This is a genomic window from Kaistella montana, from assembly GCF_024436175.1.
Classification (GTDB): domain Bacteria; phylum Bacteroidota; class Bacteroidia; order Flavobacteriales; family Weeksellaceae; genus Kaistella; species Kaistella montana.
Map to the genome: position 1 here is coordinate 650,446 of NZ_JANFQP010000002.1, position 21,134 is coordinate 671,579.

The 21,134-nt window shown below is 37.0% G+C and carries 18 protein-coding genes; 14 read left to right on the plus strand and 4 right to left on the minus strand.

The features are described 5' to 3' along the window. A complete protein-coding gene (locus tag NOV28_RS09240) occupies positions 1-528 on the minus strand; it encodes an SPOR domain-containing protein (RefSeq protein WP_255930076.1) in 528 nt (175 codons plus the stop codon). A gap of 187 nt (positions 529-715) precedes the next feature. On the opposite strand from NOV28_RS09240, the gene NOV28_RS09245 reads away from it, so the two are divergent. The 12 genes from NOV28_RS09245 (at position 716) to ypfJ (ending at position 15,479) form a co-directional block, all read left to right on the plus strand. Beyond that, on the plus strand, positions 716-2,077 hold the full coding sequence (locus NOV28_RS09245) for a c-type cytochrome (RefSeq protein WP_255930078.1): 1,362 nt from the start codon (positions 716-718) through the stop codon (positions 2,075-2,077). A 21-nt stretch (positions 2,078-2,098) separates the two neighbouring features. Further along, positions 2,099-5,194, plus strand: coding sequence for a TAT-variant-translocated molybdopterin oxidoreductase (locus tag NOV28_RS09250; RefSeq protein ID WP_255930090.1), 3,096 nt, complete (start codon positions 2,099-2,101; stop codon positions 5,192-5,194). Positions 5,195-5,214: 20 nt separating this feature from the next. Further along, entirely contained in the window at positions 5,215-6,612 is a 1,398-nt protein-coding gene (gene nrfD / locus NOV28_RS09255; protein WP_255930092.1) for an NrfD/PsrC family molybdoenzyme membrane anchor subunit, read from the plus strand. Continuing rightward, the gene (locus tag NOV28_RS09260) at positions 6,599-7,120 is read left to right on the plus strand and encodes a DUF3341 domain-containing protein (protein WP_055042053.1); all 522 of its coding nucleotides are present in this window, start codon (positions 6,599-6,601) and stop codon (positions 7,118-7,120) included. The genes nrfD and NOV28_RS09260 overlap by 14 nt, the downstream gene beginning before the upstream one ends. After that, complete coding sequence (locus NOV28_RS09265) at positions 7,113-7,808, plus strand: c-type cytochrome (protein WP_255930096.1); 696 nt, start codon at positions 7,113-7,115, stop codon at positions 7,806-7,808. Before NOV28_RS09260 ends, NOV28_RS09265 begins: the two co-directional genes overlap by 8 nt. 13 nt (positions 7,809-7,821) lie before the next feature. Next, positions 7,822-9,153, plus strand: a complete 1,332-nt coding sequence (locus tag NOV28_RS09270; RefSeq protein ID WP_255930098.1) for a quinol:cytochrome C oxidoreductase — start codon at positions 7,822-7,824, stop codon at positions 9,151-9,153. A gap of 219 nt (positions 9,154-9,372) precedes the next feature. After that, entirely contained in the window at positions 9,373-10,527 is a 1,155-nt protein-coding gene (locus NOV28_RS09275; protein ID WP_255930100.1) for a hypothetical protein, read from the plus strand. Positions 10,528-10,529: 2 nt separating this feature from the next. Then, on the plus strand, positions 10,530-11,066 hold the full coding sequence (locus NOV28_RS09280; protein ID WP_255930102.1) for an adenine phosphoribosyltransferase: 537 nt from the start codon (positions 10,530-10,532) through the stop codon (positions 11,064-11,066). Between the two features lie 129 nt (positions 11,067-11,195). Next, positions 11,196-11,906: a YfgM family protein gene (locus NOV28_RS09285; RefSeq protein WP_255930104.1), complete on the plus strand. Its 711-nt coding sequence runs from the start codon at positions 11,196-11,198 to the stop codon at positions 11,904-11,906. A gap of 14 nt (positions 11,907-11,920) precedes the next feature. Beyond that, complete coding sequence (gene ribH, locus NOV28_RS09290) at positions 11,921-12,439, plus strand: 6,7-dimethyl-8-ribityllumazine synthase (RefSeq protein WP_255930106.1); 519 nt, start codon at positions 11,921-11,923, stop codon at positions 12,437-12,439. Positions 12,440-12,497: 58 nt separating this feature from the next. Then, positions 12,498-14,576, plus strand: a complete 2,079-nt coding sequence (locus tag NOV28_RS09295) for an LTA synthase family protein (protein ID WP_255930108.1) — start codon at positions 12,498-12,500, stop codon at positions 14,574-14,576. A gap of 45 nt (positions 14,577-14,621) precedes the next feature. After that, on the plus strand, positions 14,622-15,479 hold the full coding sequence (ypfJ, locus tag NOV28_RS09300; RefSeq protein WP_255930110.1) for a KPN_02809 family neutral zinc metallopeptidase: 858 nt from the start codon (positions 14,622-14,624) through the stop codon (positions 15,477-15,479). A gap of 102 nt (positions 15,480-15,581) precedes the next feature. Here the strand turns inward: ypfJ and NOV28_RS09305 are convergent, their stop codons facing one another. From NOV28_RS09305 to NOV28_RS09315, 3 genes are all read right to left on the minus strand, one after another. Continuing rightward, positions 15,582-15,824, minus strand: coding sequence for a YtxH domain-containing protein (locus NOV28_RS09305; protein ID WP_255930112.1), 243 nt, complete (start codon positions 15,822-15,824; stop codon positions 15,582-15,584). A gap of 238 nt (positions 15,825-16,062) precedes the next feature. Further along, a complete protein-coding gene (pruA, locus tag NOV28_RS09310; protein ID WP_255930114.1) occupies positions 16,063-17,688 on the minus strand; it encodes an L-glutamate gamma-semialdehyde dehydrogenase in 1,626 nt (541 codons plus the stop codon). An 83-nt stretch (positions 17,689-17,771) separates the two neighbouring features. After that, positions 17,772-18,422, minus strand: coding sequence for a metal-dependent transcriptional regulator (locus NOV28_RS09315; protein WP_255930115.1), 651 nt, complete (start codon positions 18,420-18,422; stop codon positions 17,772-17,774). 326 nt (positions 18,423-18,748) lie between these two features. On the opposite strand from NOV28_RS09315, the gene NOV28_RS09320 reads away from it, so the two are divergent. Next, entirely contained in the window at positions 18,749-19,780 is a 1,032-nt protein-coding gene (locus NOV28_RS09320; RefSeq protein ID WP_255930117.1) for a threonine aldolase family protein, read from the plus strand. After that, positions 19,777-21,120: a M20/M25/M40 family metallo-hydrolase gene (locus NOV28_RS09325; RefSeq protein ID WP_255930119.1), complete on the plus strand. Its 1,344-nt coding sequence runs from the start codon at positions 19,777-19,779 to the stop codon at positions 21,118-21,120. Before NOV28_RS09320 ends, NOV28_RS09325 begins: the two co-directional genes overlap by 4 nt. The last annotated feature ends 14 nt before the right edge of the window (positions 21,121-21,134 follow it).

Below are 21,134 nucleotides of genomic sequence, written 5' to 3' on the forward strand. Positions count from 1 at the left end.
TTATTTTGCTTCTACACAGAAAACGCGATACTGAATAGCGATTGCGCTTTTAAAATACTGGCGGATTCTTGATAAATCAGCTGCAGCACTTTGTTTGGACAAATAACTTCCGGCCATTACTTTATAATTAGGTCTTAAAGAAGCATCGATTTCTACTTTCATATTTGGGAACCTTCTGCGGAAATACATTCCCACTTCTCGCGCTTCTTCATTGCTTTTTACTACTGCAAGTTGAATTTTATATCCCATAATACGTGGGTTTCTTCTGCAAATTTCTGCTTGTGACAAATTTCTTTCAGGCACCGAAATTTTCGGAATGGTTGTTTTCGGAGTGTTGTCTGAGTAAGTATTCGTGATAGTGGTTGCGCATTTGTTTTCTGCACTTTCAAGAAGTTCGTCCACTTTTTTGTCCATGCTTAATGTTATCGGTGTGCCGGAAATAGTGTCGTTTTTTACAACTAATTGTGCATCAATAGAATTCGCAACTAGAAAACAAAGAACTGTGAATATTTTAAGGATATATTTCATTAAAGATTATTTTTATGCAAATTTAAAACAAATAAAAATCATACCAACATTTGTTATTTAGAATTAATACAAATTAACTAAAAAGACGAATTGCTCATGCTTCTACCGTTAATTTTCTGTTAAAAGTCTTATTTTTGCGCTATTGAAAAGTAAACTCAAAATATTTTACTAACCCAAGATTTTATAAATGATTAGTTGGAGAAAGCATTACAAAAGGGGTCTTATCGCAATAGGTCTATTGCTGTCGACCAGTGCTTCTATTTACGCTCAAGGAGATGCGAAAAACGGAGAAAAGCTTTTTAAAGCAAACTGTACCGCATGTCACGCATTAGATAAACAAATTATCGGTCCTGCATTAGGAGGCGTAGTAGACAGACTTAAAAAGGAGCAGAATCTCGATACAGATTGGCTTCACAAGTGGATTAAAGATAACAAAGCATTAAGGGCTTCTGGTGATAAATACGCCAATGAAGTCTTTAATAAATTCAACAAGACTGAAATGCTTGCGTTTCCTGCTCTTTCGGATCAGGATATTAACGACATTTTAGAATTCACAACCAATCCTCCTGCTCCAGAGCCAGCTGCTGATGCTGCTGCGTCTACTGGTACGGATTCAGTTGCTGCTTTGGAAGCTGCTAAAAAAGAATCTGTCAATTCAAAAATCATTTTGATTTCATTGCTTGCAATTGGAGGTCTTTTATTATGGTTACTTTTGAAGTTGAGACAATTGGTGAAACTTCAGCAATCTGAAGAATTGGCGGGGCTTAACGAAACTAGAGCTACTTCATTTGCGGATATGTACAAGAGATATCACTTTATCGGCAAAGGAATTTTAGTGGTTCTCGGAGTATTAGCTGCTTACGGAATTTGGAACTGGATGATGTGGATTGGCGTTTACAAAGGTTATAAGCCAGAACAGCCAATTTATTTCTCTCATAAAATCCATGCTGGAGAAAATAAAATTGATTGTCAACTTTGTCACTCTTCTGCAAAATATGGTAAAGTTTCTGAGATTCCTTCTATGAATGTTTGTATGAATTGTCACAGAACAATTTCTGAGTACAATGGTAAATATTTGGAGCCAGGAAAAGATAAGAGTTTCTACGATGGTGAAATTCAGAAGATTTATGCTGCAACAGGTTGGGATCCTGCAAAACAACAATATACAGGAAAAACACAACCAGTGGAATGGACTAGAATTCACAATATGCCGGATTTTGTTTATTTCAATCACTCGCAACACGTTGTTGCAGGCGAGCAAGCGATTATCAATTCTTTCAACAAGAAAAATCCTGATGCGAAAATTGATGTAGTTTGTAAAGCTTGTCACGGACAAATTGATACCATGAATGTGGTGCAAATGGCGAATGACTTCACCATGGGATGGTGTATCGAATGTCACAGAACAACAGAAGTTGATATGAACAACGGTTATAATAAAGAGTACTTCAAAAATCTACACGAAAAACTGAAAAAACAATACGGTTCAGGGACTAAAATTACGGTAGATGCAATTGGAGGTCTTGAGTGTGGTAAATGTCATTATTAATAACAAAAATTAGAAGTATCAATGGCTTCAAATAAAATACAATTCAGAAGTATTCACGAACTGAAAGATCCAAGCTTAAATGGTAAGCTGGCTCAAAAAGAATTTCAGGATGAAATTCCGGTGAATGAGTTATTGGGAGATGGTGAATCGAACGAATCAGGAACTTCAAGAAGAGATTTCCTGAAACTTTTAGGATTCTCTACAGCTGCAGTTACTTTAGCTGCCTGTGAAGCACCAGTGCTCAAAACCATTCCTTACGTGGTGAAACCCCACGAAATTATCCCGGGAATTCCTAATTATTATGCATCAACCTATTTTGACGGTTACGATTTCGCAAGTGTTTTAGTAAAAACCAGAGAAGGAAGACCAATCAAAATTGAACCAAACCCATTAGCAAAAGAGTTGGGTAAAACCAGTGCTAGAGCACAGGCGGCAGTTCTTTCACTTTATGATAATGATAAAGTAAAGCAACCAAAACTTGATGGTAAAGATGAAACTTTCAACAAAGTTGATGATTTCGTTTTAAAAGGTTTGGCAGATGCACAAGCTGGAGGTAAGAAAATTGTGGTTTTATCACATTCTTACGCTTCTCCTACTTTCAAAAAATTATTTACAGACTTTAAGGCCAAATATCCAACAGCGGAATTGGTTACTTATGATGCAATCCCTCATACTGCAGCTTTGGAGGCAGCTCAGGAAGTATTCGGACAAAGAGCTTTACCAGTTTATGATCTTTCAAAAAGTCAATTGGTAGTTTCTTTCCAAGCTGATTTCTTAGGAGATTATAATGGAAGTTCTTTAGAAACTTCTTACGCAGCAGCGAGAAAGCCAGGACCAGATATGTTGAGACACATTCAAGTGGAATCTAACATGTCTTTAACCGGAGCCAATGCCGATACAAGAATTAAATTGAAACCAAGCGCAGTAAACAAAGTTCTTGTGGAAGTTTACAACGGTTTGAACGGTGGTGCTACAAGTAAAGAAGCAGCGGGAATAGTGAAAGAATTACAAGCGAAAGGCAGCAACGCTGTTGTTTTAGCGGATGGTTCCAAAGCGGCACACGTCTTAGCACATTTAATCAACCAAAAATTAGGATCTGCTGCTTTCACAGGCAAAGCAAGTTTCTTAAAAGAGTTTGATGCAGTAAGATATCAAGAGTTTTTATCTTGGATGAATGCAGGGCAAGTTGGTGTATTAATCACAAACAACGTAAACCCAATTTATTCAAACAATAAAGGTGAAGATTTCAAGAAATTAGTAGCAAAAGTACCTTGTGTAGTTGCTGTTGCTGATAAGAAAAACGAAATGTACAAAGCAGCGAAAGCTGTTATCCCAGTTGCCAACTGGTTAGAGTCTTGGGGAGATATGACTCCACAAACCGGAGTTTATACTTTAATGCAGCCAACCATCCAAAAAATCTATAAATCAAGACAGATCGAAGAATCTCTTTTGGTTTGGATGAATGGAAAAGACAGCGCTGCAAATAATTACTACGACTATTTAAAAGCCAACGCAGCTTCATTTATTGGAGGAACAACCTTCAACAAAGCTCTTTATAATGGAGTTTTGGAGGGCGGTGTTGCTACCACACTTTCTTATACAGGCGGAAATGCTGCTCAAGCAGTTTCAGATTTGTCTGGTTTTAAAGCTTCAGATCTTGAATTAGTTCTTTATACCAAAACTTCTATCGGAGATGGTACTCAAGCCAACAACCCATGGTTGCAGGAAATGCCGGATCCAATTACAAGATTGTCTTGGGATAACTATTTAACAGTATCTCCTAAAGATGCCGAAAAATTAGGACTTGATAATGATCTTAATGCAAGAATGCAGTTGGATGGTTCTATAGTAAATCTTACGGTAAATGGTGTTACTATTAAAGATGTACCAGTATTTATTCAACCAGGACAAGCGGAAGGATCAATGGGATTGGCGCTTGGTTATGGTAAAAAAGATTCAGGTAAAGTAGCGGAAACAGGTGTAAACGCTTACCCGTTATTCGATGGTTCTAACTTGGTTTTATCTAATGTAAAAATTGAGAAAACAGGTGAAGATCATGAATTTGCAGGAATGCAGCTTCAAAATACCTTAATGGGACGTTATGAAATCGCAAGAGAAGTTCCTTTAGATACTTTCCTAAATGTAAAATTCGATGATGAAAAACTAGGTTGGAATAAGCCTTTAGAATATCACACGATCGGAGGAGCATTGCCAGCAGGAAAAGTTGACCTTTGGGATGCATTTGATGATACCGATGGACCACACTTCAATTTATCTGTAGATTTAAATTCTTGTACAGGTTGTGGAGCTTGTGTAATTGCATGTCAAGCTGAAAACAACGTGCCAGTTGTAGGTAAAAAAGAAGTAAGAATGTCGAGAGATATGTTCTGGTTGAGAATCGACCGTTACTATTCTACTTCAGTTCCTGCAGAAATGGATTTGAATAAAGATAGCAAACTTTCTCAAGAAGAAGCTATCACTGCTGATCTTGATGTTCCTGGTATGTATGGTCACGCATTCGATAAAGATAGCGGAATCCTTAATCATCCAGCGGATAATCCAGATGTGATCTTCCAACCGGTAATGTGCCAGCACTGTAACCACGCTCCTTGTGAAACTGTATGTCCAGTAGCGGCTACTTCACACGGGAAACAAGGACAAAACCAAATGGCTTACAACAGATGTATCGGTACAAGATATTGTGCAAACAACTGTCCTTATAAAGTAAGAAGATTCAACTGGTTTACTTATAACCTTAATGATAAATTCGACTTCAACCAAAATAATGATTTAGGAAGAATGGTTCTTAACCCAGACGTTGTTGTAAGAACAAGAGGGGTAATGGAAAAATGTTCAATGTGTATTCAAATGACACAGAACACCATCCTAGAAGCGAAGAAAGAAGGAAGAAAAGTTAAAGATGGTGAATTCTCTACAGCTTGTGTGAACGCTTGTTCTACAGGAGCAATGAAGTTTGGTGATATGAATGACAAAACTTCAGAAGTAAGAGCATTATACAGCACCAACAGAAGATATACTTTGCTTGAGGAAATTGGTACAAAACCAAACGTTTTCTACCATACCAAAGTGAGAAACAGAAAAGAAAACAATGTTTAAAAATAATAAATAGGTAAAAAATGTCAGGACATTACGAAGCTCCGATAAGGGAACCTTTAATTATTGGTCACAAAACTTATCACGATATTACAGAAGATATCGCAAGACCTATCGAAGAAAGAGCCGGAAAACTTTGGTGGATTTCATTTTGGATAGCTTTAACACTATTCATCTATGGATTTGGTTGTATTGCTTACACTATTGGTACAGGTATCGGTTCATGGGGACTCAACAGAACCAACAACTGGGGTTGGGATATTACCAACTTCGTATGGTGGGTAGGTATCGGGCATGCAGGAACCCTTATTTCTGCAGTTCTCTTATTGTTTAGACAAAGATGGAGAATGTCTGTAAACCGTTCAGCTGAAGCGATGACGATTTTCGCCGTTGTACAAGCTGCGCTTTTCCCGGTAATCCACATGGGTAGAGTTTGGGTAGGTTATTGGGTTTTCCCTTTGCCAAACCAATTCGGTTCACTTTGGGGTAACTTTAACTCTCCACTCCTTTGGGACGTATTTGCAATTTCAACCTATTTCTCCGTATCAACCGTTTTCTGGTTTATGGGATTGATTCCTGACTTTGCAATGATCAGAGACCGAGCTAAAACTCCTTGGACCAAAAGAATTTATACATTCTTAGCATTCGGATGGGGTGGAAAAGCAAAACATTGGCAACGTTTCGAAGAATTATCTTTGGTATTGGCAGGTTTGGCAACTCCATTGGTATTCTCGGTACATACCACGGTATCCTTTGACTTTGCTACATCGGTAATCAAAGGTTGGCACTCCACAATTTATCCTCCGTATTTCGTTGCGGGTGCGATTTTCTCAGGATTTGCAATGGTACAAACCTTATTGCTTGTTGCAAGAAAAGTTTGTCACTTAGAAGATTATATCACCATGTACCACATCGAGATTATGAATATCGTAATCATCGTAACAGGTGGAATGGTAACCGTAGCATATGCAACTGAATATTTCATCGGATGGTACTCAGGATCAAGATTTGAAGACTTTACTTATCTTTCTCCGGGAGCAGCTACAGGTCCTTATTGGTGGGCATTCTGGTCGCTTATTATCTGTAACCTTGTAGTTCCTGCTGCATTTTGGTTCAAAAAAGTTAGAACCAACATCTTCGCAACATTTTTTATCGCTTTGATTATTAATATCGGGATGTGGTTTGAAAGATTTGATATTATCGTTATCAATATTTCAAGAGATTACTTACCAAGTTCATGGACGATGTTTAAACCAACAATCATTGATGTAGGGGTATTCCTTGGAACGATAGGGTTTTTCGGAGTGTTATTTTTATTGTACGCCAGAACATTCCCTGTAATTGCACAGGCTGAATTAAAATCTATTTTGAAAATATCTGGTGAAACTTATAAAGCAAAAGAAGAAGATGAGCACCACTAAAAGAATATTTGGAATCTATGCAGACGACGATGATTTAATGAACGGCGTACATGCATTTAACGATAAAGGAATTAAAATAGACGAAGTATATACTCCGTTTCCGGTTCACGGGCTTGACAAAGCTTTAGGTCTTAGAAAAACCAGAATTTCCGATGCTGCTTTTCTTTATGCAGTATATGGAGTTACCATCGGTAGTTTGGTTACTTTCTATACCATGAACCATGACTGGCCACAAAATATCGGTGGTAAACCCGCTTTCGACTGGGCGCATAACATGCCTGCCTTTGTTGTTCCGATGTTTGAGTTAATGGTATTCTGTGCTGCACACATGATGTCACTTACTTTCTTGGTAAGAAACAAAATGTATCCTGGATGTCCGCCTCAGAACCCAGATCCAAGAACAACCGATGATAAATTTATGATGGAATTTGTTACCGACAATGTGGATGCTGTAAAGCAAATTCTGATTGATACCGGAGTTGAAGAAATAACTGTAAAAGATGCTTAAAATGACAAAGAATATTATTAAAATTACAGCTATCTTAGGATTTGCAGCAATTTCCTTAAGTTCTTGCAGTAAAGAAAATCCACCTTTGGTTTATTTTCCGGATATGTATTACCCTGTCGCTTATGATCCTTTGATGAAAGCAGAAGATGCATATTCTACTCATGAAAATGAAATTCCTGCATTCGTTAAAAATAATGGAGCTACTGGATTAGGACCTGTAAACGGAACTGTAGTTCATGATAAAGATGCCGTTGCAGATGTGGCAGCAAATGACAGAATGACTCCAGATACTTATAACGCAGGATATGATGAGTCTAAAACGATTACAGCATCTCCGCTTAACCCAGCTAATCAGGCTAAAGACCTTGAAAGAGGTAAAGTTTTGTTCGACAGAACTTGTGCTGCATGTCACGGTACAGCAGGTGACGGACAAGGTCCGATTGTAGTAAGTGGTGCTTATTCGGGAGTTCCTAAATATGCCGACAGAGAAATTACCGTAGGATCTGTACATTATGTTTTAACCAATGGTAGAAACGCAATGGGATCATACGCGGGACAACTAACACCGGGTGACCGCTGGAGAGTTGCAATGTATGTAATGAATGCTTTCAAAGGCGGAATTGCACCTGCAGCTACACCAGCAGCTGCAGTAGCTTCAACAAGTGTAACAACTAGTCCTCAAAAATAAAAAGTATTAAAAAATGTATAGTTTTTCACCTAAATTAAGATTATATTCAATCATATTTATCGTTCTGGGATTAGTGCTTTTTGGTGCAGGTTATTTTATGAACAAATCCATTAGCCCCGAAAAGATAGAACACATGATGGAAGCGGTACATGCCGGAGGAAATCATGCTCCTACTCATTCCAGCGAAATGGTTGGTCCACAAGATCATGAAGCTCATTTGGAACATGCTACATTGCAGATTCATAACCAGCCTTTAGCAGCGATTCATGCTGTGGCGGTATTCTTATTTGCTTTAAGCTGTTGTGCATTGTTCTTTTACTGTATCCAAAATGCAGCGCACGCAGGTTGGTCTATCATCATTTTAAGAGTTATGGAAGCAATTGCTTCTTATATTCCTTATGGTGGGGCAATCTTAGTGATTATTATGATTTTGAATATCACCCATCAAGGACATCTTTTCCACTGGATGGATCCGGAATTGACAGAACCTGGAAACATTCATTTTGATGCTATCCTTTTCGAAAAGAAAATTTTCCTTAACATACCTTTCTATGCAGTTAGAACCCTTATTTACGTAATTGGAGCTTCTTTCTTCGCATGGAAACTGAAATCTCTTTCTAAGAAAGTAGATGAAACCAAAAGCAGAAAAGATTACGCAAGCTATTATAGCTGGAGTGTAGGTTATATCGCATTCTTCGGTTTTGCTTCTGCAGCTTGGGCTTGGGATTGGTTGATGTCTATTGACCCTCACTGGTATTCTACTATGTATATTTGGTATGCAATGGTAAGCTGTCTTTCTTCTTCTATTGCTGCGATCATTTTGATCAGTGTTTATTTGAAGAAAAAAGGTTTTTTACCACAGTTTAATGATAATCACTTGCACGATTTAGGGGTTTTCCTTTTCGCTACAAGTATGCTTTGGACCTATACTTGGTTCGCACAATTCATGTTATATTGGTATGCAAACGTACCAGAAGAAGTGAATTATTTCTTCGGAAGATTCAAATATTATGCACCAACATTTTTACCTATGTTGATCATTAACTTTCTCATTCCACTTTTGGTATTGGTAAGTTCAAGCATTAAGAGAAACTATACTGTAGTTACTGTAATGGCAATTATCGTACTTTGCGGTCACTGGTTAGATTATTTCAACATGGTAATGCCGGGAACAGTAGGACCTTACTGGAAAACTCCTGAAGTTCTATTATTGAATTTAGGATCCGTATTGTTTGGAGTAGGTTTATTCATCTTCGTAGTAATGTCAGCGCTTTCTAAACTGAAATTACTTCCTGAAGGTAACCCATTCCTTAAAGAATCTAAAATCTACGAATATCCTTTCTAATAAGGTATTAATCAATAATAAAAGTCCTGGTAATTTGATTATCAGGACTTTTTTATGCGTTGTTTTGGTTTATTTAATTCATCATTTAATTTTAAGATAAAATATTCATAAGAAAAATCAATTGAAGACTTTGTCAAAGGAATCTTTATGTGCCCATTATATAAATTATTTCCCAGCATTGTCGGGAATTTTTTTAAATTTGTAATAAACCCATCACTTATGAAGAAAATCGTGTTTTTGTTTCTTTTTTGCTTTCTAATGATTGCCTGCAAGAAAGATTCTGTAGATGCTACCAATACCAAAACTTTGCAATCGAGTATTAACGATATGGCATCGAGTTTAAATACTTTAAAGCAAGTTAAATTCAGTGAAGCACTTTATATCCTGAAAACTTTCGGAGTGGAAGCTGATGGTGATGTGAACGAATTGAATGCTTTGGGAAAACTAATTAATGGAAAGAAAGTTCCAGAGATTTTCGCACTTGCTGATCAAGTTGCCCAAAAAAATGGAATCGATTGGTCCAGTACAGGGCCGCCTTCTTTGGGTGAAATGAATATTTTCGGAAATGAAATGGCAAAAGAATCCGATCCGAATGATATTTCTGCCAATGCTCTAAGTATTATTACAAAACCAATGGCGGTGGATAGTGTTTTAGGGCCCAAATCCTTGCAAATTGTACCGAGGTTGGTAGATCGCTCAGGAAACCCGATTGTTTTCGAAGGAGCTGCTTTAGAAACGATACTTGAAGTCTTCAGCAACGGTAACAGAATCCTCACCTCCAAAAATTTGATGTTGGATAATAATTTCAAAGGTTTCAATATGAGATTTGCATCTTTACCTGCGGATAAAATTTCTAATAACCAAATCGATATCACCGTTTCTGTAAAAACAACTAAGAAAACCTTTAAAATGTCGAAAATTGGCGTTACAGTAAATCCAAAAGCATTATTGATGCCTTCCGGAAATCCAGCCAATAATCCAGCGAATGTAACTACTGATGTGTCTACAACTCCGACTGAAGATGCAACCGCAACGGAAACACCAGTTGTAGCCGTTACCGCTGATCCAAAAGCTAGTGTTTCTAAGTTTTTGAATAATTTGAGTGCGAAAAATTTAAAAGGAGCTTATGAAACTTCTGATAATCCAAGTTGGGGTTCTTATGAGACTTTTTCCAATCCGACTTCCGGGTTTGGTGCAGTGAAAAATATTAATGTAAAAAACATTACCACGAATAATGTGAGTTCCAACAACGCAAGTGTGAATGCTACTTACGATGTGACTGATAAAAACGGACAAACCACTTCGCTTTTGGTGACTTTTGGTTTAAAAAACGTCAACGGCGAGTGGAAAATTTCAAGTTATAAAATCAATTAATAATGAGCAAAAGCGAACTCATCCGGAATTTAGAAAATACGATAGAAAATATTCCTGATTTTCCGAAGCCGGGGATTCAGTTTAAAGATATTACACCGATTTTTCTTCAACCGAAACTGTACGAAGATGTGATTGCCGATCTTGTAAATTTCAGCAGAGGAAAAGTAGATGCCGTTTGTGGTATCGAAAGTCGAGGCTATCTTTTCGGAATTGCAGTGGCTGTTGCATTGGAAGTTCCTTTTATTTTAATTAGAAAAGCAGGAAAACTTCCTCCGCCATTTATTGGTGAAAAGTATGATTTGGAATACGGTTCCGCAGAAATCGAAATGCGTACCGGACAAATACGACCAGGACAAAGAATCTTAATTCATGATGATTTGCTCGCGACCGGAGGAACGACTCAAGCTGCTGCTCAGTTGGTAGAAAAACAAGGAGCAAAAGTCGTGCAGTTCAGTTTTTTAATTGGTTTAAAAGACCTCCACGGAGAGGAAGTTCTGAAGAAATTCGATGCGGAAGTTTATAGTATTTTAGAATATTAAGATGCTTAAAGATTTCACTCAAAAAATCATTATTTTGAGGAGAATTTAATAATGAAAATGTTTTTTCAGACATAATTTTGTAAATCGTTATAAAACATCTAAATTTGCACTTCAATTTTTAATACTATTATGGCAAAAGATAAAACGCACAACCACCAAAAAGATCTAGAAGGGAAGGAAACAGTAGAGATTTTCAAAGATTTAGACCGTGGTGCATTGGATACAGAACGTTTTCTAGAGAAACATTCTAAAACTTTAATCACTGTCTTCGGAACTTTGGTTATCGCAGTTTTGGGTTATTTTGCGTTTCAGCAGTTTTATGTAGCGCCGAGAAATGAAGAAGCTACTTTGAGCTATCTTGCTGCTCAGAAAAACTTAGCAGATGGAAAAGAAGAATTGGCATTGGGTGGAAAAACCGCTGCGAACCCTGGATATTTGGGAACATACAATGAATATTCCGGAACTAAAGTAGGGAAACTTTCTGCTTACAACGCAGGTCTTTTGAAATTCAAAGAAGGGAAATATCAGGAAGCATACAATTTGCTCGATCAATTTTCTTCAGGAAATAAAGTGTTGATGGCTTTGAAATATGGAGCGATGGCTGATTGCCAAGCGAACCTTAATAAAAATGAAGAAGCTTTATCGCTTTTAGACAAAGCAACTTCTGCTTCAGATGATCCTTACACTTCTTATTATTTTACAAGAAAAGCTGGTATGGTAGCATTGGCGTTGAAAAAGAATGCTGAAGCGAAAAAATACTTCTCTACCATCGACGAAAAATATCAGGATTACGATAACGGAATGTCTGATTCCTACATCGAAATGGTAAAATATTACTAAATAAAAAATATACAATGGCAACTGTAAATCTTTCAGATTACAAACCATTACAGATTGATAATGCCGGTTCTTTTAGAATTGGCATTGTTGTTTCTGAATGGAACGATTTTGTAACCCATAATCTTCGTGACGGAGCAGTAGAAGTACTTAAAAAAGAAGGCGTACAAGAAGAAAATATCTCGATTTTTAAAGTTCCGGGCGCTTTTGAACTCAATTATGCTTCGATGCAGCTTTGCAAAGAGAGAAAATTTGATGCGGTGATTGCGATTGGATGCGTAATTCGCGGGGAAACTCCGCATTTCGACTATGTTTGTTCGGCTGTTGCGCAAGGAATTAAAGATTGTAATATTTTAACCGATATACCTACAATTTTCTGTCTGTTGACCGATGACAACAAAGAACAATCGATCGCCAGAAGCGGCGGAAGTTTGGGCAACAAAGGAATAGAAGCTGCAGTAACCGCTTTGCAAATGATTGATTTCAAGAGAAATCTTTCTGTGAAAAAGGGGAATATTGGTTTTGGAAATTTGTAGTTTTACATCAATTTTAAATCTCATATTTAAAAAATTGAGGTTGACTAAATAATTATAAATGGATTCCAAAAAAATTAAACCGTTTTTGTACCTCGGGATTTTTTATCTTCTGGTGTCTTTGGTTTTAAGAGTTGTTTTTATCTTTCACCCTATTACCAATGCGAGTTTCGGGGTTTTTGAAAGTTTGCAAATTCTATTGGTGGGATTGCTCAGTGATATTTTTGTTTTCGTTTTGTCGAGCAGTTTATTGGCGTTGTATTTTCTATTTTTATCGAATTCTAAATACCAAAAACCGTTCGGTTATATCATTTTCGGAGTACTTGTAGCAGCATTTTGCTATACAGCTTTCGTTCCCGGAAATATTTTCAAGCAATATGGAGGTTCTTTTCCGGAAGTCGCGATGGCTTTTATTGGAATGAAAACTTTGTTTTTTGGGTTAATGCTTTTTTTGCCTGCAAAAAGAGTGAAAATCCGAAATATTCTCTATTTCATTACCTTGTTTCTTTATGTTTTACTGATTATTTTCAATGCCGTAAGCGAATACTTTTTCTGGAATGAATTCGGGGTTCGGTACAATTTCATCGCGGTAGATTATCTGATTTACACCAATGAAGTTATCGGAAATATCATGGAAAGTTATCCGGTAATTCCTCTGTTTTCCGTGATTTTCGCGCTGAGTTTAGTCATAACTTGGTTGGTATTCAAAAAAACGAAAGGCGAGTTGCTTGATCTTCCGAATTTTAAGCAAAAACTCATTTTGCTCGGTATTTTTTTGGTGTTGTGTGGCTTAAGTTTGGTGGTGATTCCGAAATTAGAATCCATTAAAACCAACAATACTTTTGCGCAAGAAATTCAGGCAAATGGTTTCCCGAAATTTTACAAAGCTTTCACCCAAAAAGAACTCGATTATTTCCAATTCTATCCAACGATGGACGAGAATTTGGCTGAACAACGATTTTTAAAACAATTTCAACCGCCAATTTTATCAAGAAATATTAGCCCTGAACATCCGGAATTCAAGAAAAATGTCGTTTTAATTTCCATTGAAAGTCTTTCCGCTGATTTTCTTGCTCACTACGGAAATACGCAAAAAATTACGCCTTTTCTGGATAGTTTAGCCAATAAATCTCTGATGTTTACCAATCTTTATGCGACCGGAAATAGAACCGTTCGTGGTTTGGAAGCATTAACGCTTTGTATTCCTCCAACTGCCGGAGAAAGCATTATTAAAAGAGAAAATAATAAGAATAAATTCACCACAGGAAGCGTTTTCAAATCGAAAGGCTATGATGTGAAGTTTTTATACGGTGGCTACAGCTATTTCGACAATATGGAAGATTTCTATCAAGGAAATGGTTACGATATTGTGGACCGAAACGATTTTAAACCAGAAGAAATTACTTTCGCGAATGTTTGGGGCGTTTCCGATGAAGATATGGCGAAAAAAGCGATTGAAGTGATGAATAAGGAAGCGAAATCGGGAAAACCTTTTTTCAACCATTGGATGACGGTTTCCAATCACCGACCATTCACTTATCCGGAAGGAAGAATTGATATTCCAGGAACTGCAAAATCGCGAGATGGCGGCGTGAAATATACCGATTATTCGCTCAGGAGGTTCTTTGAAATGGCGAAGAAACAAGATTGGTACAAGAATACCGTTTTCGTTATTGTTGCAGATCATTGTGCATCGAGTGCAGGAAAAACCGAGCTTCCTATGGACAAATACCGAATTCCGGGAATGATTTTTTCTGAAGGTTTCGTTGCTCCAAGACAATTCAACCAATTGATGTCGCAAATCGATGTGATGCCTACTTTATTTGGACTTTTAAATTTTAATTATCAGTCGAAATTTTTAGGACAAGATGTTTTTAGCGGTAGTTTCCAGCCGAAAGCTTATGTAGCGACTTATCAGGATTTGGGTTTAATTAAAGATAATTATTTGACCGTAATTTCTCCGACAAAAAAAGTAAGGCAGTATTCACTAACCCTTCAGAAATCGGATTTACCTGAAAATTTCAAGCTTTATTACGATGAAAATCTCGTTAAAAATACGGTACAGAATTTGGTTGATGACTGCGTTTCTGTATTTCAATCAACGAGCGATTGGGTGCAAAAAAATAAACTGAATCAATAATTTTTTGTACTTTTAGTTCCGAATTTTAATTAAAAAATAGTCATTATGAGATGGACAAACGATAGAAGCGACAATGTGGACGATCGCCGCGGTTTTGGTAGTGGAGGCGGAATGCTTGTAGGCGGAGGTTTAGGAACGCTTATTATTGCGGCAATTATTTTTTTCCTTGGAGGCGATCCTTCTGCGATTCTTTCTTCCGGAATGGGAAGTTCTACGCAACAAACCGAACAGAGAGATTTGACTCCGGATGAGTTGAAAGTGAGAGAATTTGTACAAATGGTTACTTACGAAACTGAGCAAACTTGGGGTGAAATTTTCAAGGAAAATGGAATGCAATACAGAGCACCGAAAGTAGTTTTGTTTGAAAACGCAACGCAATCCGGTTGTGGTGCGGCTCAAGCTGCGATGGGACCATTTTATTGTCCGGCTGATCAAACGGTTTATATGGATATGAGTTTCTTCCAAGAATTACAGCAAAGATTTGGCGCGCAGGTTACAGAATTTTCTATCGCTTATGTGATGGCTCATGAAATCGGTCACCACGTACAAACGCTTTTGGGAACTACACAAAAAGTCGATCAACTTAGAAATAGCGGAAGATATTCGGAATCGGATATGAACAGAGTTTCTGTAGCGACAGAACTTCAAGCGGATTTCTACGCCGGAGTTTGGGCAAAACAAACCGACAACCGCGAAAAAATATTAGAACCAGGCGATATCGAGTCAGCAATTTCCGCAGCAGAAGCAGTTGGTGATGACAATATTCAGAAGCGTTCGCAAGGATATGTAAATCAGGAAGGTTTCACACACGGAAGTTCCGCGCAACGAAAAGAATGGTTTATGAAAGGCTATAACACCGGTGATATCCGACAAGGAGACACTTTCAATGCCTTGTTAAAATAAAATAAAAATTCCCGAATTATTCGGGATTTTTTTGGCATTAAAACAAAAACCGCGATACCCAAAAACGGATATCGCGGTTTCTTTTATATATGAAAACGATGTTTAGTTTTGATTTACAGAGTTTTCTGCAGAAGTTTTCACTTCTTCTACTTTACTTTGAACTTGTGAAGCTACATCGTTTGCTTTAGCTTTCAAGTCGCTTCCGAATTTGTTGAAGTTGTCTTTTGCAGTGTTGAGTTTATCTTTTACTGCTTGTTTTTCTTCTGGAGTTGAATTTTTGTACTTCCAAAAAGCTAATGCTCCAAGTCCCAATAATGCAAGTAATCCGTTTCTTTTAGTGCTCATAATTTTAAGTTTTAAGTGGTTTTTTGAAAAAATTAATTTGATATTAATGTAATTGTAAAAAGCGTGCCATCTATTTATCAAAATATATAAATTTTTGTTAAAATACTTATTCAGTTAGTTGGTATTAGCTATTCTTCGATGAAAAAAATATCGATAATTTTTTAGGGTTTTGTTTAGAATTTTTAAATAAAAAAAACTCTGCCATAAAGACAGAGTTTCAATTCGTTATGTGGCAATTTTAGCCTAAATAAGGATATTTATAATCTTTCGGAGAAATAAAAGTTTCTTTGATGCTTCTCACAGAAACCCATCTCAAAAGATTCATTTTAGAACCTGCTTTGTCATTGGTTCCGGAAGCTCTAGCTCCACCAAAAGGTTGCTGTCCAACAACTGCACCAGTTGGTTTATCATTGATGTAGAAGTTTCCTGCAGCATTTTCTAAAGCTTTATAAGCTTCATCAATCGCATAACGATCTTGCGCGAAAATTGATCCTGTAAGTGAATATGGTGAAGTTTCATCAACTAATTTCAAAGTTTCTTTCCAATCTTTATCTTCATAAACAAATACGGAAAGAATTGGTCCGAAAATTTCCTCACAAACCGATTCGTATTTTGGATTGGTTGTTTCAATCACGGTTGGCTCTACGAACCATCCTTTAGAATCGTCGCATTTTCCACCAAGAATTACGGAAGCGTCTCCGGATTTTTCAGCTCTTTCAATATATCCTTTGCATTTTTCAAAAGAATTTTTGTCGATTACCGCGTTGATGAAATTAGAAGGATCTTCAGGGCTTCCCATTTTTACGGTTTTCAATTGAGCTTCCATTACTTTTTTCACATCGTTCCAAAGCGATTTCGGAACATAAGCTCTTGAAGCCGCTGAACATTTTTGACCTTGGTATTCGAAAGCGCCACGCACCAAACCTGTTGCAACTGCTTCTACATTGGCAGAAGGATGCACCATTACGAAATCTTTTCCACCGGTTTCGCCAACGATTCTTGGGTACGTTTTGTATTGGTGAATATTGTCACCAATCATTTTCCACATTCCTTGGAATACTTTGGTAGAGCCTGTAAAATGCAATCCTGCAAAATCTGGATGCGCCAAAACTTTCTCTGCAGTTTCTTTACCATCCGTGAAAACCATATTGATTACCCCTGCAGGTAAACCAGCTTCGATAAGAATATCCATAATGATTTTAGCAGAAAGAACTTGTTTGTCCGAAGGTTTCCAAACCACTACATTTCCCATCATCGCCATACAAGTTGGCAAGTTTCCGGAAATCGCAGTAAAGTTGAAAGGAGTTACGGCAAAACAAAAACCTTCCAATGGACGATATTCTGATCTGTTCCAAATTCCAGCATCAGAAACTGGCTGATCAGAATAAATTTCAGTCATAAATTCTGCGTTATAACGAAGAAAATCGATGAATTCGCAAGCAGCATCAATTTCCGCCTGATGAACATTTTTACTTTGCCCGATCATCGTCGCTGCGTTGAGTTGGTCACGGTAAGGACCTGCGATTAAATCTGCTGCTTTTAAGAAAATAGCTGCACGCTGTTCCCAACCGAGGTTGTTCCATTTTTCTTTTGCTGCAAGAGCGGTATTGATGGCTTCATCCACATGTTGCATGTTTCCTCTGTAATAGAAACCAAGGTCATGCTGATGATCTTGAGGAGAGCTAATTGCGATTTTTTCATCAGATTTCACTTCTTTCCCGTTGATGATCATTGGAATTTCTACCTTTTCTGCCCACATTTTTTTGTAGGTTGCTATTAAGGATTTCACTTCGGCAGATCCTGGTTCGTAGGTTCTTACCGGTTCGTTCACTGCGAAAGGAACTTGCGAAATTGCTTTTGACATATTTTTAATTTTTATTGATTTTTTTGTGAATGTTACAAAGTTAAGTGAATTGTGGCAATAAGCCAAAAACCACTCTTGGTAGATTATTCTTTTACAAGGATTTTTTCACTGACAATTTTGCTTAATACCAACTCTTTTCCGGAAATTTTAATGAGCATCGACTGGTCGAATTTTTCGATTTCTAAAACTTCTATTTTTTGTCCTAATTCCAGATTTTTGTCATTAAGAAAACTCAAGAAATCCTCATCGGTTAAAGTTACAGCAGCAAAAACGACCTGATCTTTCACCTCACAATTGCTTAGTTTTTTTAGATCTTGGGCAATAATATTTCCGTCTTTATCTGGGATGGGTTCGCCGTGTGGATCATATTTTGGGTAATTCAAGAGTTCATCCATTTTATCAAAAAAAGTTTCTGAATGGATATGTTCCAGTTGCTCGGCAATTTCATGAACATTTTCCCAGCCGAAATTCATTTTTTCCACCAGAAACATTTCTGTTAATCGGTGTTTTCGAACGACCAAGGCAGCTTGTTTTTTTCCGGAATCAGTTACTTTTAGAGGTTTATAACTTTCATAAACAACCCAGCCTTTATCCATAAATTTCTTCATCATGTTGTTTACGCTCGGCATTTTCACATTTAAGAATTTGCTCAGTTCGTTGATGGTTACGGTGTTTTCAGCGGTTATTAAATGGAAAATTGCTTTAAGGTAATTTTCTTCGGTAAGGGAAATCATAAAGTTAGATTGAGTATAATACAAATCTAACAATAATAAATTGACAAAAAAAACGCACAATGAAATTGTACGTTTATCAACCTTCAAGAACACTACATTGTATGATTAAAAAGCATGAGAATTTTTTAATGAAAATGTATGTTTTTCGTAGGTTTAATTTTAAAATGGTTATTAGCTTTTTGTTTTCTTCGTTTTTGCATGACAAAGATGATACAATATTTTGTAAATAATTCAGGTGTTTTAACCCTTTTTTCACCGTGTAATCACCCTTTTTTTCTAAATTTATCGGAAATATTAGTTACATCCAATTATTTAAATTTCCATAGATGAAATACTCTTTTAAAAATGATTATTCCGAAGGTTGCCATCCAAGAATTCTTGAGGCTTTGGTAAAGTATAATTCTATTCAGCAAAATGGTTACGGCCTTGATGAATATTCCCAAAACGCTAAGGAAATCATCTTGAAGAAGATCAATAATCCAAAAGCGGAAGTACATTTTGTATCGGGTGGAACTCAGGCCAATTTAATTGTGATTTCCGCCTTTTTAAGGCCTCATGAAAGTGTAGTAGCTGTAGAAACTGGTCATATTTTCACTAATGAAACTGGCGCTATCGAGGCAACCGGCCACAAAGTACATGGCGTAGCAACCAAAGATGGTAAGTTAAAACCTGAAGATGTTCAGAAAATCATGGATCTTCATACCAATATTCCACATCAGGTGAAACAGAAATTGGTTTATATATCGAATTCTACTGAAGTTGGAACGATTTATTCAAAACGGGAATTACAGGATTTGTATGAATTCTGCCAAGAAAAAAAACTTTATCTCTTTCTTGATGGCGCAAGACTTGGCCATGCTTTAACTTCGGAAACCAACGATTTAACATTGGAAGATATTGCAAAATATACAGACGCTTTTTATTTGGGAGGAACAAAAAACGGAGCGTTAATTGGCGAAGCAATTGTCATTTCTAATGAAAATTTGCAAAAGGAATTCGGGTTTCATTTAAAACAAAAAGGAGCGATGTTGGCGAAAGGAAGGCTTCTCGGAATTCAATTTCAGGAATTGTTGAAAGATGATTTGTACTTTGAATTGGCCAAACATGCCAATGAGAAGGCGATGGAAATTAAAAAAGCATTTAAAGAGCAGGGTTGCAGTTTTCTGGCTGAAACATTTACCAACCAAATTTTCCCTATTTTAACCCAAAGCCAGATCGACCAACTTTCGCGGAATTACGATTTTTATGTTTGGAAAAAGATAGATGAAGAGCAATCAGCCATTAGAATCATTACTTCTTGGGCAACGACAGATGAAATTGTTGCAAATTTTACAAATGAAATTAAAAATTTGAAATGAAAAAGACCTTTTTTTTTCTAGCGTTGTTGACGTCTTTGATTATCAATGCACAGAAAACCGTAAAAGATCCTGAAATTGTGAGATATGTAAATCAGGTGAATAAGGATTCTCTTAAAGCGAATATTGAAAAACTCGTGAGTTTCGGAACCCGACATACCATGAGCTCTACTTCTGATCCTTATAAAGGAATTGGTGCAGCAAGAAACTGGGTATTGGCCAAATTCAGAAATTACGCCAAGAATTCTGGTGGAAGGATGGAAGTATTTCTTCAGAATGAAGATTTGCAGCCCGATGGAAAGCGCATCAACAAAGTTACCAACTTGGGAAATGCATCGGCATTGTTAAAAGGAACCGATCCCAATGATAAAAGGATCATTATAATTTCCGGCCACCTTGATTCACGGGTTTCTGACGTTATGGATGCGAGTGGTTTTGCACCAGGCGCCAATGATGATGGGAGCGGATTAGCCGCGGTGATAGAAAGTGCGAGGATTTTAAGTCAATCAAAATTTCCGGTTTCAATTCTTTTCGTTGCAGTAAGCGGAGAAGAACAGGGACTTTTGGGTGCGAAAATGTTAGCAGACAAAGCAAAAGCTGAAAATTGGGAAATAGAAGCAGTTTTGAATAATGACATGATTGGAAATAATAGCTTTGATGCGCCTAAAAATTCCGGTACGCCGAAACTTCGAATTTTCAGTGAGGGTTTACCGGCGTTTGAAACAGAAAAAAATTCGCCGACTATCAGAAATTACGGTCTTGAAAATGATGGTCCAGCACGACAACTTGCGCGGTACATAAAAGAAATAGGAGAAGAATACGTGAAAAATATAGACATCAAAATGATTTACAGAAACGACCGTTTTTTGCGAGGCGGGGATCATACTCCTTTTGTCAATCATGGATTTACGGCAGTTCGTTTAACGGATTATTATGAAAATTACGATCATCAGCATCAGGATATCAGGACAGAAAAAGGAAAAAAATATGGGGATTTAGCTGATTTTATGGATTTTGATTATTTAAGAACGAACACAGCTGTAAACGTTGCTGTTTTGGCTAATTTGGCGAAATCTGTTCCACGACCTGAAAATGTTTTAATGGATGTAAAGGAACTGTCAAATACCACAAAATTGAGTTGGGAAAAGCCTTCTTTAGGAAAAATCAAAGGCTATGAGGTGTTGGTTAGAGAAACGGATAGTTCTGTTTGGACCGGGAAAATTTTTACCACAGAAACTTCAATCACGATTCCTTATTCAAAAGATAATTTTCTTTTTGCGGTGCGAAGTATTTCGGAATCTGGAAACGAAAGTTTACCCGTAATTCCTAAAATATCAAGATAAAAAAATCCACTCAG

What these genes read in the sequence shown, in the direction of transcription:
- NOV28_RS09305 (WP_255930112.1), bottom strand. Translation starts at nt 15,824, where the DNA reads ATGAGCACTAAAAGAAACGGATTACTTGCATTATTGGGACTTGGAGCA.
- ypfJ (WP_255930110.1), top strand. Translation starts at nt 14,622, where the DNA reads ATGAGATGGACAAACGATAGAAGCGACAATGTGGACGATCGCCGCGGT.
- nrfD (WP_255930092.1), top strand. Translation starts at nt 5,215, where the DNA reads ATGTCAGGACATTACGAAGCTCCGATAAGGGAACCTTTAATTATTGGT.
- NOV28_RS09250 (WP_255930090.1), top strand. Translation starts at nt 2,099, where the DNA reads ATGGCTTCAAATAAAATACAATTCAGAAGTATTCACGAACTGAAAGAT.
- NOV28_RS09315 (WP_255930115.1), bottom strand. Translation starts at nt 18,422, where the DNA reads ATGATTTCCCTTACCGAAGAAAATTACCTTAAAGCAATTTTCCATTTA.
- NOV28_RS09275 (WP_255930100.1), top strand. Translation starts at nt 9,373, where the DNA reads ATGAAGAAAATCGTGTTTTTGTTTCTTTTTTGCTTTCTAATGATTGCC.
- NOV28_RS09325 (WP_255930119.1), top strand. Translation starts at nt 19,777, where the DNA reads ATGAAAAAGACCTTTTTTTTTCTAGCGTTGTTGACGTCTTTGATTATC.
- NOV28_RS09265 (WP_255930096.1), top strand. Translation starts at nt 7,113, where the DNA reads ATGCTTAAAATGACAAAGAATATTATTAAAATTACAGCTATCTTAGGA.
- NOV28_RS09270 (WP_255930098.1), top strand. Translation starts at nt 7,822, where the DNA reads ATGTATAGTTTTTCACCTAAATTAAGATTATATTCAATCATATTTATC.
- NOV28_RS09245 (WP_255930078.1), top strand. Translation starts at nt 716, where the DNA reads ATGATTAGTTGGAGAAAGCATTACAAAAGGGGTCTTATCGCAATAGGT.
- NOV28_RS09240 (WP_255930076.1), bottom strand. Translation starts at nt 528, where the DNA reads ATGAAATATATCCTTAAAATATTCACAGTTCTTTGTTTTCTAGTTGCG.
- NOV28_RS09320 (WP_255930117.1), top strand. Translation starts at nt 18,749, where the DNA reads ATGAAATACTCTTTTAAAAATGATTATTCCGAAGGTTGCCATCCAAGA.
- ribH (WP_255930106.1), top strand. Translation starts at nt 11,921, where the DNA reads ATGGCAACTGTAAATCTTTCAGATTACAAACCATTACAGATTGATAAT.
- NOV28_RS09285 (WP_255930104.1), top strand. Translation starts at nt 11,196, where the DNA reads ATGGCAAAAGATAAAACGCACAACCACCAAAAAGATCTAGAAGGGAAG.
- NOV28_RS09260 (WP_055042053.1), top strand. Translation starts at nt 6,599, where the DNA reads ATGAGCACCACTAAAAGAATATTTGGAATCTATGCAGACGACGATGAT.
- pruA (WP_255930114.1), bottom strand. Translation starts at nt 17,688, where the DNA reads ATGTCAAAAGCAATTTCGCAAGTTCCTTTCGCAGTGAACGAACCGGTA.
- NOV28_RS09280 (WP_255930102.1), top strand. Translation starts at nt 10,530, where the DNA reads ATGAGCAAAAGCGAACTCATCCGGAATTTAGAAAATACGATAGAAAAT.
- NOV28_RS09295 (WP_255930108.1), top strand. Translation starts at nt 12,498, where the DNA reads ATGGATTCCAAAAAAATTAAACCGTTTTTGTACCTCGGGATTTTTTAT.